Raw genomic sequence first — 15,861 nt, 5'->3', positions numbered from 1 at the left:
TCCCTCAAGGAGGCCTTCACGGACAGCCGGACGCTAAGCGCGTCAGCCGCCGTCGATGACGCGATGCGTGCTGCCTTCGATCCGGGTCGGCTCCGCCTGGAAACGGTTGACCTCTTCGCTCTTGCGCGGCGGCCGGTCGTTGGCCACCAGGACGGCGATCCACGGCAGCGGGATCGAGATCGCGATCAGTGCCAGCGCGAGCCACCAGGTCTCGTAGAAGATCCCGGCGAGGATGAGGCAAGGGATGCGGAACGACATCATGATGATGTACTTCCGCTTCCGCTTGGCGAGCTGGTCTTCGTAGGACGGGGCGGCTTCGGTGATCAGCACCGGAGCGGGTTCCCTCGGTTCGGGACCGTGGGCGGGCGCGTTCACAGCACCACCTCCGGCTTCCATGCTCCCACTCGCCGGGCTCATCCGACACCTGGGTGGGTGAACCGGTGCAAGGCCGCGACCACGAGCGTTTCGACGCCGGCCGAAAGCGTCGGATGCGGGATCGGCGCGAACAGCGGCGAGTGGTTCGACGGGATGTCCTGTTCGAACCGGCCCGCCGTCATCGCGGCGATCACCTGATCCGCGTCCAGCCCGCCGACCAGCCAGAACACCGACGGGACCCCGGCGGCGCGGCCGAACTCGCTGAAGTCCTCGCTGCCGGTGACCAGCGGCGCGGGCATGACGCGCCCCTCGCCGAAATGGTCGCGGAACGCGGCGGTGAGGCCTTCGGTGGCCGCGGCGTCGTTCTCGGTGACCGGGAACGTGCCGATGCGCTCGATCTCCGGCGCTTTCGGCGCGCCCGCGGTGGCGGCCTCGCCCTGGACGATCCGCTCGACGGCGGCGACGACCTTCTCCCGCACGGCCTGGTCGAACGACCGGATGTTGACCTCGAGCACGGCGTGGTCGGCGATGATGTTGTGCGCGGTCCCGACGTGCAGCGAACCGACGGTCACCACCGCCGACTCGGTCGCCGAAATCTCCCGCGAGACGATGGTCTGCAGCTTCAGCACCACGGACGCGGCGAGCACCGCGGGATCCACGGTCGTCTCGGGGCGCGAACCGTGTCCGCCCCGGCCGTGCAGCGTGATGCGCAGCGCGTCGGTGGCCGCCATGATCACGCCGGGCCTGGTCAGCACCCAGCCCGCCGGGCCGGGGACGACGTGCTGGCCGAGGACGACGTCGGGTTTGCCCCCGGGCTCGAAGACGCCATCCCGGACCATGCCGACGGCACCGTCCCCTTCCTCCTCCCCCGGCTGGAAGACGACCAGCAGGGTGCCGGACCAGTGCGCACGTCCGGCGGCCAGCAGCGACGCGGCGCCGGAGAGCCAGGTGGCGTGCATGTCGTGGCCACAGGCGTGCATCACCGGAACGTCGCGGCCTTCGGCGTCGACCCCGCGGGCGGTGCTCGCGTAGGGCAGGCCGGTCTTCTCCTCGACCGGCAGCGCGTCGATGTCGGCGCGCAGCATCACCTTCGGCCCGGGCCCGTTGCGCAGCACGCCGAGGACGCCGGTGCGCCCGATGCCGGTGTGCACCTCGTAACCGTCGGCCTCCAGCCGCCGGGCCAGTTCGGCGGCCGTCCGGGTTTCGGCGAACGACAACTCCGGATGCCGGTGGAGGTCGGTGTACAGGTCTTCCAATCCGGGCAGCGCCGCGCGCAGCGGTGCCAGGACACTTTCGAGGCTCACCACCTCATCCTGGCAGTATTACTTAACGTGAGCACACGAGCAGCCCTCCCCGACCTGTCCGACGACGTCTGCGCGAGGCTGCGGGACGCTTTCCGCCGGGCAGGCTACGACACCGACGGTGTGATCGGCGCCCTCGGCTCCTCGCACGCTGCCCTCGGCCGCGGCGAACCCGAACCCGCCTATCGAGCGACTCGCGACGCCGGAGACCTCGGCACGCTGATCCGCCTGTTCCTCCTGGGCTCGACCGAGCCGGAGAAGGAGGTCGAGGCCGCTTTCGCGCCACTGTCGGTCGACGACGCCGTCGCCGCCACGCTGCTCGTCCCCGCCGCCGACGGCTACCGGGCCGGTCTCGACGTCCGCCCGCACGGCGACGACGAGAGTTCCTGGTGGGTCGTCTCGGACCTCGACGCCGATGTCCTGGGCGAGGCCGTTCCCGAAGACCACGTTCTCGGCGTCGGGCACGCCTCGCTCAACCTGATCCGCGCGACCAGCCGCCGCGAGGTCGGCAGCCTGCTCGACGTCGGCACCGGTAACGGCGTCCAGGCGCTGCACGCCACCCGCCACGCGAAGAAGGTCACCGCCACCGACGTCTCGGCCCGTGCGCTGGCGCTCGCCGCGGCCACCTTCCGGCTCAACGAACTGGACGTCGAGCTCGTCCGGGGCGAGTGGTTCGCGCCGGTCGCGCGGCGCCGGTTCGACCGGATCGTCTGCAATCCCCCGTTCGTGGTCGGCCCGCCGCGGGTGGACTACACCTACCGCGACTCCGGACTCGCGGGCGACGACGCCAGCGCGCTCGTGGTGCGGCAGCTGCCGGGCTTCCTCAACGAGGGCGGCAGCGGCCAGCTCCTCGCGTCCTGGCTGCACGTCGAGGGCGAGGACTGGGGCGACCGGGTGACCCGCTGGCTGCCCGCCGAGACCGACGCGTGGTTCGTCCAGCGGGACATCGCGGATCCGGGCCTGTACGTCGGCACGTGGCTGCGCGACGCGGGCATCGACCCCCGCTCCCCCGAAGGCCGCGCGAAATCCGGCGACTGGCTCGACTGGTTCGCCGAAAACGACGTCCAAGGCATCGGTTTCGGCTTCGTCACCCTGCGCCGGGCGTCAGGCCAGACCCCGACCATCGTGTGCGAGGACCTCCGGCAGGCCTACGACGACCCGCTGGGCGCCGAGGCGGCGAACTGGCTGGACCGGGTGGACTGGCTGCGCGCCAACGGGGAGTCACTCCTCGACACCCGGTTCCGTGTCCCGGAGAGCGTCCTGCTGGAAAGCGTCGCCGAGCCGGGCGACGAGGGCTGGGCCACGACCGTCCAGCGGCTGCACCGCACCGACGGTCCCGGCTGGTCGCACGAGGTCGACGAGCTGGCCACACGCTTGCTCGCCGGCTGCCGGGGCGCGCTGCCCCTGGAGGACCTGATCGAACTCCTGGCGGCCGCCCAGGGCCTCGAACCGGAGGAACTGGCCGCCGCCGCGCTGCCCGTCGTCCGCGAACTGGTCCGGCACGGCATGCTGCTGCCCGCCGTCTGATGCGGGCGGTGGTGGCGAGGGTCACGGAAGCGAGCGTGACCGTCGGCGACGAGGTGACGGGCGCCATCGGCGAACCGGGTTTGCTGGTACTGCTGGGAATCCACGTCGACGACGACGTGACGAAGGCCGCCACGATGGCACGCAAACTTCACGAAGCTCGCATACTTCGCGACGAAGAGTCGTGTGCCACCACCGGCGCACCCCTGCTTGTCGTAAGCCAGTTCACCCTTTACGGCGATACCCGCAAAGGCCGCCGTCCGTCGTGGACGGCGGCCGCCCGGCCGGAAACCGCCGAGCCTCTCGTGACGGCCGTCGTCGACGCCCTGCGCGAACGCGGCGCGCGCGTCGAGACCGGCCGGTTCGGGGCCATGATGGCGGTCCGGAGCGTGAACGACGGTCCCTTCACGCTCCTCGTAGAGGTCTAGACCACGTTTGTTTCTCCCCCGCACGGGCATTCTCAGGAAAAGCTCAGGGTTGGTCGAGCAACGTCCCAGGTCAGCCGCCCGTCTCCTCTGTAGCGGCCGGGAACGTTTTCGGACCTCCCGGCGTTGAGCAAAGTGTCCAGCCAAGCTGGGCCGACGAGGAGTAGCGGGTTTTCCACAGGGCTTGCTACGCCGAGGCGGATCCGGCGGACACACCGCAGCACGTTCAGCCCGTGACCGGGGAGGCAGAATGTCAGTCCAGACTCTCGAACGCGAAGCGCGCGGGATTCGCGAGCGCCGTATCCCGGCGCAATCCACCCAGGAGCCGGTGAGCGCGGGGGCCCTCACCGACGCCGACCTCGACGCCCAGAGCCCGGCCGCGGACCTCGTTCGCGTGTACCTCAACGGAATCGGCAAGACGGCACTGCTGTCCGCCGCCGACGAGGTCGAGCTGGCCAAGCGCATCGAGGCCGGGGTGTTCGCCCAGCACATGATCGACACGGCCGAGAGCCTCACGCCGAAGCGGCGCTCGGAGATGTCCGCCCTCGTGCGTGACGGCCACGTCGCGAAGAACCACCTGCTGGAGGCCAACCTCCGCCTCGTGGTCTCGCTCGCGAAGCGGTACACCGGCCGGGGGATGCCGCTGCTCGACCTGATCCAGGAGGGGAACCTGGGTCTGATCCGCGCGGTGGAGAAGTTCGACTACTCCAAGGGATTCAAGTTCTCGACCTACGCCACCTGGTGGATCCGCCAGGCCATCACCAGGGGGATGGCCGACCAGGGACGCACCATCCGGCTGCCGGTCCACCTGGTGGAACAGGTGAACAAGCTGGCCCGCATCAAGCGCGATCTGCACCAGCAGCTCGGGCGCGACGCCACGCACGAGGAACTGTCCGCCGAATCGGGCATTCCGGCGCACAAGATCTCCGATCTGCTCGACCACTCGCGTGACCCGGTGAGCCTCGACATGCCGGTCGGCACCGAGGAGGACGCCCCGCTCGGTGACTTCATCGAGGACTCCGAGGCGACCGACGCCGAAAGCGCCGTGATCTCCGGTCTGCTCCAGGACGATCTGCGCCGCGTGCTCGCGACGCTGGACGACAGGGAGTCCCAGGTGATCCGCCTGCGCTACGGCCTCGACGACGGCCAGCCGCGCACTCTCGACCAGATCGGCAAGCACTTCGGGCTCTCCCGTGAGCGCGTTCGCCAGATCGAGCGAGAGGTCATGTCGAAGCTTCGTCAGGGTGAGCGGGCCGACCGCCTGCGCGCCTACGCTTCGTAGTCCTCACTGCGCCTTTCGGCGCCGAAAAAGCGACACCCGTTCGGCAGCGTTGACTTATGACCTGCGTCACGAGACCGTCGAGCAGGTAATAAGTCTTCGCGGTCGGGTGTTCGCGCCCGGATCGCTTTCCCCGGGAGGTCGGGTCCGTCGGGGTGGGCCCGGCCTCCCGAACTAATTTGTGGGGCGCGGCGACAAAATGCAGTGTGAGAATTGCAGTCCGCTTTAGCGCTCCCGGACGCGGCGCCGATCACTCGGGACCCGCCTTGTACCGTGGGCGGGTTCCCGATGCCGGCAAAGGAGCCCGCGCAGTGGCGCCCACCACGTTCCAGCACACTGAAGTCCTTCCGCTCGCCAAGGACACCCACACCGAGTACAGGCTGCTCAGCGCCGAAGGTGTCGAGGTCGTCGAAGCGGCGGGCCGGAAATTCCTCAAGGTCGAGCCCGAAGCACTGACCAAGCTCGCCAAGACCGCGATCACCGACATCCAGCACCTGTTGCGCTCGTCACACCTGGCGCAGCTGCGCGCGATCGTCGACGACCCGGAGGCGAGCGGCAACGACCGGTTCGTCGCGATGGACCTGCTGCGCAACGCGGCGATCTCCGCCGGCGGCGTCCTCCCGATGTGCCAGGACACCGGCACCGCGATCGTGATCGGCAAACGCGGCGAAGGCGTGCTCACCGGCGCCGACGACGAGCGCGCGCTGTCGCGGGGCATTTTCGACGCCTATCAGGAGTTGAATCTGCGCTATTCGCAGATGGCGCCGGTGAATTTCTGGGATGAGCGAAATACGGGCACCAACTTGCCCGCGCAGATCGAGCTCTATCACAAAGATGGTCAATCCGAAGTTCCCAGCTATGAATTCCTGTTCATGGCCAAGGGCGGCGGCAGCGCGAACAAGACGTTCCTCTATCAGGAAACCAAAGCGGTCCTGAACCCGAAGAGGCTCGCGAAGTTCCTCGACGAGAAACTGCGCAGCCTCGGTACCGCCGCCTGCCCGCCGTACCACCTCGCGATCGTCGTCGGCGGTACGTCGGCGGAGTTCAACCTGAAGGTCGCGAAGCTGGCCTCGGCCCGCTATCTCGACGACCTGCCCACCGAGGGTTCCGAGCTGGGCCACGGTTTCCGTGACGTCGACCTCGAACAGCAGGTGCTGGAGATGACGCGCCAGTTCGGCATCGGCGCGCAGTTCGGCGGCAAGTACTTCTGCCACGACGTTCGCGTGATCCGCCTGCCGCGCCACGGCGCGTCCTGCCCGGTCGGCGTCGCCGTCTCGTGTTCGGCCGACCGCCAGGCCAAGGCGAAGATCACCGCCGACGGTGTCTTCCTGGAGCAGCTCGAGCGCGACCCGGCGCGGTTCCTGCCGGACGTCACCGAGGACGACCTGTCCGACGAGGTGGTGGCCGTCGACCTCAACCGCCCGATGGACGAGATCCGCGCGCAGCTCTCGCGGTTGCCGGTGAAGACGCGCCTGTCACTGACCGGCCCGCTCGTCGTCGCCCGCGACATCGCGCACGCGAAGATCGCCGAGCGGCTGGACGCGGGCGAAGAAATGCCTCAGTACCTTCGCGACCACCCCGTGTACTACGCGGGCCCGGCGAAGACTCCCGAGGGCTACGCGTCGGGTTCCTTCGGGCCGACCACCGCGGGCCGGATGGACTCCTACGTCGAGCAGTTCCAGGCCGCGGGCGGCTCGCTGGTGATGCTGGCGAAGGGCAACCGGTCGAAGAAGGTGACCTCGGCGTGCAACGAGCACGGCGGGTTCTACCTCGGTTCGATCGGCGGCCCGGCCGCGCGGCTCGCGCAGGACTGCATCAAGAAGGTCGACGTCCTCGAGTACGCCGAGCTGGGCATGGAAGCGGTCTGGAAGATCGAGGTCGAGGACTTCCCCGCGTTCATCGTCATCGACGACAAGGGCAACGACTTCTTCGAGGCCACTTCGGAACCGGTGCTGCAGATCAGCTTCCGCTGAGCGGGAAGGCCCCTTTCCTCGCGTCCACTGCGAGGAAAGGGGCCTTTCGCCGTCACCGCATCTGCTTCAACACCACGGTCCGCTCCCCCAGCGGCGCCGAAAGCGCCACCGAGATCACCGGATGCCGGATGTCCATCGTGCACATCTGGCCGGTCTGGCCCTTCAGTTCGGTCAGGTTGACCGTGACCCGGTTCCCGTCCTGCTGCGCGGCCTCCGCCGTCGCGTGCCCGCAGCCGCCTTCCTGGCCGCGGATGTTCAGGATCGTCCCGCCGTTGCTGGTGTACACCTCACGCGGATAGTCCGCGGGAAGCGCCGACGCGTCGAGCTGCTTGTCCGGCAGCTTCGCGCTGCCCTCCGGAACCTCCTGACGCGGCGCGCCCGGCTGCCCGGGCTGGCTGACCGGCGGGAGCGTCGGCGAGGAGGAAGGCGGCGCGGTCGGCGACGGCGGCACGGTACTCAGGGTGCCGCTACCGGGTCCGGCCGCGGGTTCCGCTGCCTGGTTCTGCGCCCCGCAAGCGGATACCGCAACGACGATCAGGCCAAGGCCGATGACATTCGTTAAGTACCTCATGCGGCTAGGACGGAACGAGGCCGCCGTGGGGTTGCACATGATCTCAACCCGCTTCCACGACGACGGCCCTCGGCCCGATCGGCTCGGTGAGTTTCACCGGCAGGACGGCGTAGCGGATGACCTGCGGGCACATCCGCCCCGGTTCGCCGTGATCGATCTTCACCTTGATCACGACCCGCTGCGTGTTCTGCTCGCCGAGGTTCGCCGTCGCCTCGTCGCAGCCGCTCAGTTCGACGTGCACGTTCAAGCCGCCGTTCTCGGCGCTGACCTGCGCGGGCACCTTGGCGTCGACCTGCGACGGCGGCAGCATCTTGTCCGAGGGCGGTGGGCCGACGGTCGGTCGCGAGACCGGTGGTTTCGCGACCGGCGGGCTGGCCGGGAGGGAGGTGGGCAGATCCGAGGGCGTGGTGACGACCGGTGGGGTGCTCGTGTTCTCCGGTGCTCCCGGGCCGCCCGCGCCGCAGGCGGCCGTCGCGGCGAGCACGAGCCCCGCGCCCAGCATCTTCGCTGCGTTCTTCATGGCGGCTGGACGGAACGAGCGCGGTGAACGGTTGCATCAGCGCTGTGTCATTCAACGCTGGGCCGCCCGCCCGCGGGCCAGTCCGAGGATCACCACCCCGGCGAGCGTGACGGCCAGCAACAGCACCGTGCTCGCCGACGCCAGGAACACCTGTCCCCGGTCCGTGAGCGCGAAAATGCCGGCGGGCAGCGTGCGCCAGTCCGGCGGGTACAGCATCATCGTCGCGCCCAGTTCGCCCATCGACATCGCCAGCGCGAGACTCGCCGACGCCGAGATCGACGGCAGCAGTACCGGCAGCCGCACCCTCAGCAGCACACGGACCGGCCCCGCGCCGAGGCTCGCCGCCGCCTGCGCCAGCAACGGGTCCATCCGCGCGATCGCGGCGGAGACGGTGCTGTAGGAGAACGGCAGCAGGATCATCAAGTGCCCCAGCAGCACGATCCAGCGTGTGCCGTTGAAGGCCAGTGGCGGACGGCTGAACGCGACCAGCAACGCCAGCCCCAGCACCACCGACGGCACCGCGATCGGCAGGTGGAACAGGGTGTCGACGGCCTTCCTGAGTTTCGACGGCGCGGACCGCGCGGCCAGCGCGGCCCACGTCCCCAGCACCACCGAGACCACCGACGCGATGACACCGGTCTGGATGCTCACCGAAAGACTCGCGAACGTCTCCCCGGACAGCGCCTGCGCGAAATGCGAGCCGGTGAGCGCGCCCGGCAGCAGTCCCGTCCAGTTCCCGGCGACCGACGCCAGCACGATCATCAGCAGCGGCGCCAGCACGATCGCGGTGAACAGCACCGCGAACACCACCCACAGCAGGACACGGCTACGCCTGGTCCACAGCAGCATGGCGGCCTCCCTTCGTCAGTCGCCGGTAGGTTCCGTACAGGGCAAGGGAGAACACGACGTTGACGACGGCGATGACACAAGCCTGCGGGAAGTCGAACGTCACGATCCCCTTGCCGTACACCAGCATCGGCAGGGTCGTGACGTCCTTGGCGCCGAGGAACAGCACGATGCCGAATTCGTTCATCGCCAGCAGCATGGTCAGGCACGCGCCGGAAGCCAGCGATGGCAGGGCTTCCGGCAGGATCACCCGGCGCAGCACCCGTCCGGGTTTCGCGCCGAGGCTGGCCGCGACCTCCATCTGCGCCGTCGAGACCTGCCCGAAAGCGGCGAGCGCCGGCCGCATCACGAACGGGGTGTAGAAGGTGATCTCCGCCAGCAGGATCCCGAACGGCGAGTACAGGAACCCACCCGCGCCCAGGATCCCCGCGCTGCCGTAAATGAAGGTGAACGCGAGCGCGATGAGGAACGACGGGAACGCGAGCACGGTGTCCACCAGCCGCGAAAGCGTCCGCGCGCCGGGGAACGGCACGAACGCGATCACCAGCGCGAGGAACGTTCCCAGCACCACGCAGCCCGCGGTGGCACCGAGCGCGAGCGCGACGGTCTTCCAGGCGGCGTCCCGGAATTCCGCCGAACCCAGGACGTCCAGCCACACCGACAAACCGAACTCGCCGGTCTTCGATTCCAGGGATTGGAGGACGACCAGCACCAGCGGGTAGCCGAAGAAGCCGAGCAGGACGAGCACCGGTGGCAGCAGGAGCCAGCCGCGACGGGTCATCCGATACCCACCAGCGGGCACCCGTCCGGAATGGACACTCCGACCCGCTCTCCCACGCCGGGCAGCCCCTCGACGTCCGGAACCTCGGCGCGGACCTCGTCCCCGTTGTGCGCGAGTTCGAGGTCGAGCCGGAAGCCCGTGCCACGCCACTGGACCCCGCGCAGGACGGCGGGCAGCGCGCCGGGGGCGTCCACCGCGGTGATCCCGACCCGATGGGGCCGGACGCCGAGCGCGACGGGCTGTCCCGCCCGGATCGTGCCGGACGGATCCGCCGACAGCTCACGGTCGCCGAGCCGCACCCGGGTGCCGTCGGCGTGGAGCAGCTCCACCGCGATGAGGTTGGACGCGCCGAGGAAGCTCGCGGTGAACTCGGTCGACGGGCGCTGGTAGAGCTCGCGGCTCGGCCCGAGTTCGACCAGCTTCGAGTCGCGCATGACGGCGATCCGGTCGGCCAGCGCCAGCGCCTCACCCTGGTCGTGGGTGACGTAGATCAGCGTGGTGTCGGGCAGTTCGGCCCGCAGCCGCAGCAGTTCGGCGACCATGTCCTCGCGCAGGGCGGCGTCCAAAGCGGACAGTGGTTCGTCGAGCAGCAGCACGCGCGGCCGGATGGCCAGTGCCCGCGCGAGCGCGACGCGCTGTTGCTGCCCGCCCGAAAGCTCGCGCGGGTAGCGGCGGGCGTACTTGCCCATCCCGACCAGTTCCAGCGCCTCGGCCACCCGGTCCGCCGTCTCGGCCCGAGGTGTTTTCCTTGACTTGAGGCCGAAAGCGACGTTGGCCTCCACTCGCATGTGCGGGAACAGCGCGTAGCTCTGGACGACCACGCCGAGGCCGCGCCGGTGCGGCGGCAGCTCGGTGACGTCCTCGCCGTCGAGCAGGACCCGGCCGGTGCTCGGCACGACGAAGCCCGCGAGCGCCTTCAACGCCGTCGACTTGCCGGAGCCGGACGGCCCGAGCATCGCCAGCGTCTCCCCTCTCGCCACGGTGAGGTCCAGTGGCGAGAGGGCGGTCGTCTGTCCGAAGCGGACGGACACCCCGCGGAACTCGACCGCCGGGGTCATCGGCCGACGGCCTTCTTGTACGCGGCGAGGTCGGCGTCGAGCTTCGCGAGGACGGTGTTCCAGTCCGGCTGCCAGATCTCGACGCCGTCGAGGGCGGCCTTCACCTTGTCCGCCCGCGGCCCGGACGGCGTGACGTCGGTCCGCGACGGGGCACCGAAGGCGTCGACGGCCTTGCCCTGCACCTCGGGCGAGAGCAGGAACTCCAGGAACTTCTTGGCGTTCTCCGCGTGCGGCGCGTTGTTGACCAGACCGGCGTAGTACGGGAGCGCGAACGTGGACCGCTTACCCTGCGCGTCGGCGGGGAAGAAGATCTCGAAACCGCCGCTCTTCTCGATCGAGGCGAGGTTCATCTGGACGTCGCCGTTGGCCACCAGGATCTCGGCCTTGGCCACCTTCGGCTGCAGTTTGCCGGTGGAGGACGACGGGCCGACGTTGTTGGCTTCGAGCTTCGCGAGGTACTCGAGCGCACCCTGCTCACCGAGGACGTGCTGGAGCTGCAGCAGGACGGCGGTGCCGTCGCCCGCCTCGCCGGGGGTCGAGTACTGGAGCTTGCCCTTGAGCGCGGGGGCCAGGAGGTCGTCCCAGGTCTTGGGCGAGGCCTGCGGGTTGCGGATGAAGCTGAGGTAGTTGTTCATGATGGCGAAGTACCGGCCCTGGCCGTCCTTCTGCCCGGCGGGGACCTGGTCGATCCCGGCGGGTGCCGTGGCGGCGAGCAGGCCCTGCGACGCGGCCCGCTGGATGAACGGCGGGAGGGTGACCAGGATGTCGGCCTGGGTGTTGGCCTTCTCCTTCTCCACCCGCGAGGCGACCTCGCCGGATCCGGCGGTCACCGCCTGGACGGTGATGCCGGTCTTGGCCTTGAACTCCTCGACGCGCTGGGCGTACCAGTCTTCGAGACCGTCCACTGTGTACAGCGTGACGGTCTGGTCGCCGGAAGCGCCGCCGGCGGTACCACCACAGGCGGCCAGGGTGATCGTGAGCAGCCCGGCGAGGGCGGCGGCCGCGAGTTTCTTCATGTCGTCAAAGCTCCTTTTAGGACAGCAGGGCGGGGAGGTCGCGGACGGATTCGAGGACGTGCGTGGCACCGGCGGCTTCCAGTTCCGGCTTCTTCGCCGATCCGGTGAGCACCCCGGCGACGAGCGAGGCGCCGGAGGAAAGCCCGGTCCGGACGTCCGACGGGGTGTCACCCGCGACGGCGATCCGGCGGACGTCGGTGATTTCGAGCCGCAGCGCGGCGGCGAGGACGAGGTCGGGGAACGGGCGGCCGCGAACGCCCTCGCCCGGCGCCAGTACGGCGTCGGCGAGGCCGTGCCAGCCCAGCGCGTCCAGGATGGCGTTCTGCGTGGCCGACGCGAAACCGGTGGTCAGCGCGACCTTCACGCCTTGGGCGCGCAGCTCCTGGATCGTGTCCTCGGCGCCGGGGATCGGCCCGCAGTGGCCGTCGGCGACGAGTTTCCCGTAGGCGTCCTGGAAGGCGGTGTTCGCACGGCGGGCGCGTTCCTCGTCCCCGTCGAGCAGCGCGCGGAAGACGACGATCTTGGACTGTCCCATGGTTTCGACGACGTAGTCGAGCATGCCGGGGTATCGACTGTCCTCTTCGGACACTCCGGCGGCGGCGATCGCCTCGGTGAAGGCGCGGATCACGAGGCCGTCGTCGGCGACGGTGGTGCCTGCCATGTCCAGGACGACGAGTTCGGTGTTCACCACGACAGCTCCTCGGCGGTGTCTTCGGCGATGGCGGGCGAGCAGGTCATGCCCCGGCCGCCGGGTCCGGTGACGAGCCACGCGTTGTCCGCGACGCGGGCGCGGTGCACGATCCGGGAGGTGTCGGTGGTCTGGGCGTAGACCCCGGCCCAGCGGCGGGCGATGCGCGGGAGCGGGCGCCCGAGCAGCGCCCCGGCGACCTCGGCCAGATGGTCGTACGGGTCTTCGGTGGTGTCGAAGGAGAACGGCTCGTCGTACTCGTGGGTGTCGCCGATGGTCAGCGAGCCGTCGAGGCGCTGGACCATGAGCAGCTGCATGGCGTTGGCGGCGGCGATCTCACCCTGCGGCTGGCGGGTGTTGAGCCCGTCGAGCGCGGTGCCTAGGTACGCCGGGTAGTACCGGAAGCTGTCCGCGTCGGCGACCGTGGTGGTGAGGGTTTCACCGAGCGGTTCGGTCTGGGCCATCTGCAACCGCACCCGGCGCACCGGGGTCTGCCCGGCGAGCTCCTTGACCAGGCCACCGGCCCAGGCGCCGGTGCACAGCACGACGACGTCGCCCTCGTGGGTCTCACCCGCGTCGTCGACGACGCCGCGGGTGGTCAGGTCGCGGATCTCGCGGCCGGGCACCCAGGTGTAGCGGCCGGATTTCGCCAGTTCGGCGCGGAGAGCGGGCTGGGCGACGCGGGGTTCGACGGCGGCGTCGCGATCGCACCAGAGCGCGCCGAGGAAGTCACCGCGCAGGGCCGGGTTCAGCTCCCGGGTCTTGGCGGCGTCGAGCAGCTCGAAGCCGCGGTCCTCCGTGCTCGCGGCCGCGGCCTCGGCGACGGCGAGCTCGGCCTCCGTGCGGACGACGGTGAGGGAGCCGTTCGGCCGGAAGCCGATCCCCGGGACACGTTCGCCGATGCGCTCCCACAGCACTCGGGCCCTGGCGGCCGTCTCCAGTTCGGGGCCGGTGGCGCGGCCGCCGACCCAGACCAGGCCGAAGTTGCGCACCGACGCGCCCCTGGCCTCGGGTTCGCGTTCGATCTGGACGACGTCGTGGCCGCGTTCCACGGCCTGCCAGGCGTGCTGAGTGCCGAGCACTCCGCCGCCGATGATGAGGATTCGCACACCGCAGACGCTCGCCTGCGCGCACCAACGCTCCGTGACCGCGGTTCTAACTCCAGGTGAAGTACCTCCGAAATGTGGACCAGACCTGTTATCTTTGCGTTACATTTAACCGCCAGCAGTCCTCTGCTTGCGGTCGTTGAAAGTGCAAACACCGCATCCAGAGGACTAAATGCGCGGAGGGGTCACTCCACGCGGCCCAAGCGGGTCTCGAACGAAAGCCGGTCACCGCGGAACAGCGACCGGACGCGCTCGAACGGGACGCCGTCGGTCCCCCAGGAGGTCCGGTGCATCAGCAGCATCGGCAGCGCCGGGTTCGTCCCGATCAGCAGCGCCTCCCGAGGGGTGGCGAGCACGGTCTCGACCCGCTCCTCGGCGCCGTCGAAGACCACGCCCAGCCTTTCCCGCAAACACGCGTAGAGCGACTGTGTGGGATCGAACACATCCATGAGGGTCGGGAATCGCGCGGCGGTGAGATAGGTCGATTCCAGCCCGACCCGCTCGTCGTCGGCGAGCAGCACCCGTTCGATGTGGATGACGTCGTCTTCGGGGTCGATTTCCAGTTCCGAAGCCAGCGACGGGCCCGCCTCCCGACGTTCCAGAGAGATCAGATTCCGGCCCGGCTGAATGCCCTGCCTCCTGAGTCCTTCGGTGTAACTCACCAAAGCGAGCGGCTGGACGAGCTTGGGGCCCGCGACGTAGGTGCCGCTCCCCTGCCGCCTGCTGAGACGGCCTTCAAGCACCAGTTCGCCGACGGCCTGGCGGACCGTCGCGCGAGAAACCTCGAATCGTTCGGATAGTTCCCTTTCGGTGGGAAGTGCCGCTCCTTGCCCTAATTCGGAGATCACGTCGAGCAGATCGACTTTGACCGCGTAATAGCGAGGAATGCGGCCGTGTTCGGGAATTCCGTCCCGAACCGGGCCTTCGGCGGGCGGATGAAGTCTGGGCGAACGCGCTTTCACGATCCAGATCCTAGGCCGAATTCACCTTGCCTGTACTGACCCGAACGAAGTGTTCATGCCACGCTCACACTCGTGGACGAAACGGGCACCTCGTTCGGCGGATCGCCCCTCTCGCTCCGACGTTCAGCCTTCCGGCGGTTCCGGCGCCCACCGGTCCCGGAGTACCGGCGCTAGGCGCTCTGGGCTACGCCATTGGTCGGCAGTACGCGGCGAACGTCCGTTAATCACCATCATCGGTCGAAAGATCCGAAGAAAGTTGGTTGTCCCGACATCGGCGACCTGCTGTAGTCAGTTGGCCGCAGTCAGTCTCCCTGCCTCCACTGTGGACAGCCGGAAGGAATGAACCCTTGGACATCAAGCGTCGGTTCAGCCTGCTCAAAAAGACCCTGATCGCCGTCGCGGCGGCCGGAACCCTGGCGGGTCTCGCCACGGCTCCGCAAGCCGCGGCCGCTCAGCCGCCGTCCACCGACGTGGTCGGTGGAACCCGAGCCGCCCAGGGTGAATTCCCTTGGATGGTACGGCTTTCCATGGGCTGCGGCGGTGCGCTCTACACCTCGCAGATCGTGCTGACGGCCGCGCACTGTGTGTCGCGGACCGGGGCCAACACGAGCATCACCGCCACCCTCGGCGTGGTGGACCTGCAGAGCGGCTCGGCCAAGAAGGTCAAGTCGACCTACGTGCACCGGTCACCGACCTACCCCACCTCCACCGGCGGTGACTGGGCCCTGATCAAGCTCGCGAGCCCGGTCACCGGGATCGCGACGCTGCCGATCGCGACCACCACGGCCTACAACAGCGGCACGTTCACCGTCGCGGGCTGGGGTGCGGCGTCCGAGGGCGGGGCGCAGCAGCGCTACCTGCTCAAGGCCACCGTCCCGTTCGTCTCCGACGCGACCTGCAAGGCGCAGGGCGGCAGCTACGCCGACCTGATCGCCAACGCCGAGATCTGCGCCGGCAACATCAACTCCGGTGGCGTCGACACCTGCCAGGGTGACTCGGGCGGCCCGATGTTCCGCCGCGACAGCGCCAACGCCTGGATCCAGGTCGGCATCGTCAGCTGGGGTGAGGGCTGCGCGCGGCCGCGCGCTCCCGGCGTCTACGCCGAGGTGAGCACCTTCGCGACCGCCATCAAGAACGCGGCCGCCGGGTTGTAGCTTCGACGCACGGCATGCGCTGAAGGTCCCCTTCACCACAACGACGTGGTGGAGGGGACCTTCTCTTTGCGCGGGCTCGCGGTGTCGCGAAAGCCACTTTCGGGACGTCTGATGTCTCGAAAGTGGCTTTCGCGACACCCGAAGCAGCAGTGAGGCGTCAGCCGGGCTGACCTGCACGCGGATCCGCGCCGATGTGGTGCGAAAGCCACTTTCGCAACGTTCAAGGTTGCGAAAGTGGCTTTCGCAACCCGTCCCGGACCCGCGAACCCGAGCCCAGCACGC

The 15,861-nt window shown here is 69.2% G+C and carries 16 protein-coding genes; 5 read left to right on the top strand and 11 right to left on the bottom strand.

The features are described from left to right. Positions 1-42: 42 nt before the first annotated feature. Both HDA45_RS34790 and HDA45_RS34785 read right to left on the bottom strand, forming a co-directional pair. Complete coding sequence (locus HDA45_RS34790) at positions 43-396, bottom strand: DUF3099 domain-containing protein (protein WP_184906345.1); 354 nt, start codon at positions 394-396, stop codon at positions 43-45. Between the two features lie 17 nt (positions 397-413). Then, positions 414-1,679, bottom strand: coding sequence for an amidohydrolase (locus tag HDA45_RS34785; RefSeq protein ID WP_184902621.1), 1,266 nt, complete (start codon positions 1,677-1,679; stop codon positions 414-416). A 27-nt stretch (positions 1,680-1,706) separates the two neighbouring features. Here HDA45_RS34785 and HDA45_RS34780 point away from each other — a divergent pair, with 27 nt between their 5' ends. From HDA45_RS34780 to HDA45_RS34765, 4 genes are all read left to right on the top strand, one after another. Beyond that, a complete protein-coding gene (locus HDA45_RS34780) occupies positions 1,707-3,203 on the top strand; it encodes a DUF7782 domain-containing protein (protein WP_184902618.1) in 1,497 nt (498 codons plus the stop codon). After that, positions 3,203-3,628 (top strand): D-aminoacyl-tRNA deacylase, encoded by a 426-nt coding sequence (gene dtd / locus HDA45_RS34775; protein WP_184902616.1) that lies wholly within the window; start codon positions 3,203-3,205, stop codon positions 3,626-3,628. The genes HDA45_RS34780 and dtd overlap by 1 nt, the downstream gene beginning before the upstream one ends. Before the next feature lie 247 nt (positions 3,629-3,875). Then, positions 3,876-4,907, top strand: a complete 1,032-nt coding sequence (locus tag HDA45_RS34770) for a sigma-70 family RNA polymerase sigma factor (protein WP_221471323.1) — start codon at positions 3,876-3,878, stop codon at positions 4,905-4,907. 308 nt (positions 4,908-5,215) lie between these two features. Then, positions 5,216-6,877, top strand: coding sequence for a FumA C-terminus/TtdB family hydratase beta subunit (locus HDA45_RS34765; RefSeq protein WP_184902614.1), 1,662 nt, complete (start codon positions 5,216-5,218; stop codon positions 6,875-6,877). Between the two features lie 52 nt (positions 6,878-6,929). Here HDA45_RS34765 and HDA45_RS34760 read toward each other — a convergent pair whose 3' ends face one another. The 9 genes from HDA45_RS34760 to HDA45_RS34720 form a co-directional block, all read right to left on the bottom strand. Next, positions 6,930-7,328, bottom strand: a complete 399-nt coding sequence (locus HDA45_RS34760) for a hypothetical protein (protein WP_184902612.1) — start codon at positions 7,326-7,328, stop codon at positions 6,930-6,932. 163 nt (positions 7,329-7,491) lie between these two features. Next, positions 7,492-7,968: a hypothetical protein gene (locus HDA45_RS34755; protein ID WP_184902610.1), complete on the bottom strand. Its 477-nt coding sequence runs from the start codon at positions 7,966-7,968 to the stop codon at positions 7,492-7,494. Between the two features lie 51 nt (positions 7,969-8,019). Beyond that, positions 8,020-8,817, bottom strand: coding sequence for an ABC transporter permease (locus HDA45_RS34750; RefSeq protein ID WP_184902608.1), 798 nt, complete (start codon positions 8,815-8,817; stop codon positions 8,020-8,022). Next, positions 8,795-9,595 (bottom strand): 2-aminoethylphosphonate ABC transporter permease subunit, encoded by an 801-nt coding sequence (locus tag HDA45_RS34745; RefSeq protein WP_184902606.1) that lies wholly within the window; start codon positions 9,593-9,595, stop codon positions 8,795-8,797. Before HDA45_RS34745 ends, HDA45_RS34750 begins: the two co-directional genes overlap by 23 nt. Next, positions 9,592-10,653, bottom strand: coding sequence for an ABC transporter ATP-binding protein (locus HDA45_RS34740; protein WP_184902604.1), 1,062 nt, complete (start codon positions 10,651-10,653; stop codon positions 9,592-9,594). Before HDA45_RS34740 ends, HDA45_RS34745 begins: the two co-directional genes overlap by 4 nt. Next, entirely contained in the window at positions 10,650-11,669 is a 1,020-nt protein-coding gene (locus HDA45_RS34735) for a 2-aminoethylphosphonate ABC transporter substrate-binding protein (RefSeq protein WP_184902602.1), read from the bottom strand. The genes HDA45_RS34740 and HDA45_RS34735 overlap by 4 nt, the downstream gene beginning before the upstream one ends. Before the next feature lie 16 nt (positions 11,670-11,685). Further along, positions 11,686-12,360 carry a phosphonatase-like hydrolase gene (locus HDA45_RS34730; RefSeq protein ID WP_184902600.1) on the bottom strand — a complete coding sequence of 225 codons (675 nt, stop codon included), beginning with the start codon at positions 12,358-12,360 and terminating at the stop codon, positions 11,686-11,688. After that, positions 12,354-13,466, bottom strand: coding sequence for a TIGR03364 family FAD-dependent oxidoreductase (locus tag HDA45_RS34725; RefSeq protein WP_184902598.1), 1,113 nt, complete (start codon positions 13,464-13,466; stop codon positions 12,354-12,356). Before HDA45_RS34725 ends, HDA45_RS34730 begins: the two co-directional genes overlap by 7 nt. A 182-nt stretch (positions 13,467-13,648) precedes the next feature. After that, the gene (locus HDA45_RS34720; RefSeq protein WP_184902596.1) at positions 13,649-14,425 is read right to left on the bottom strand and encodes a UTRA domain-containing protein; all 777 of its coding nucleotides are present in this window, start codon (positions 14,423-14,425) and stop codon (positions 13,649-13,651) included. A gap of 347 nt (positions 14,426-14,772) precedes the next feature. On the opposite strand from HDA45_RS34720, the gene HDA45_RS34715 reads away from it, so the two are divergent. After that, a complete protein-coding gene (locus HDA45_RS34715; protein ID WP_184902594.1) occupies positions 14,773-15,579 on the top strand; it encodes a S1 family peptidase in 807 nt (268 codons plus the stop codon). Positions 15,580-15,861 lie beyond the last annotated feature (282 nt).

The organism is Amycolatopsis umgeniensis (assembly GCF_014205155.1).
In the GTDB taxonomy this organism is placed as follows: Bacteria; Actinomycetota; Actinomycetes; order Mycobacteriales; family Pseudonocardiaceae; genus Amycolatopsis; species Amycolatopsis umgeniensis.
Note: the sequence above shows the minus strand (reverse complement) of the source record. Positions and strands in the feature narration are given on the sequence as shown.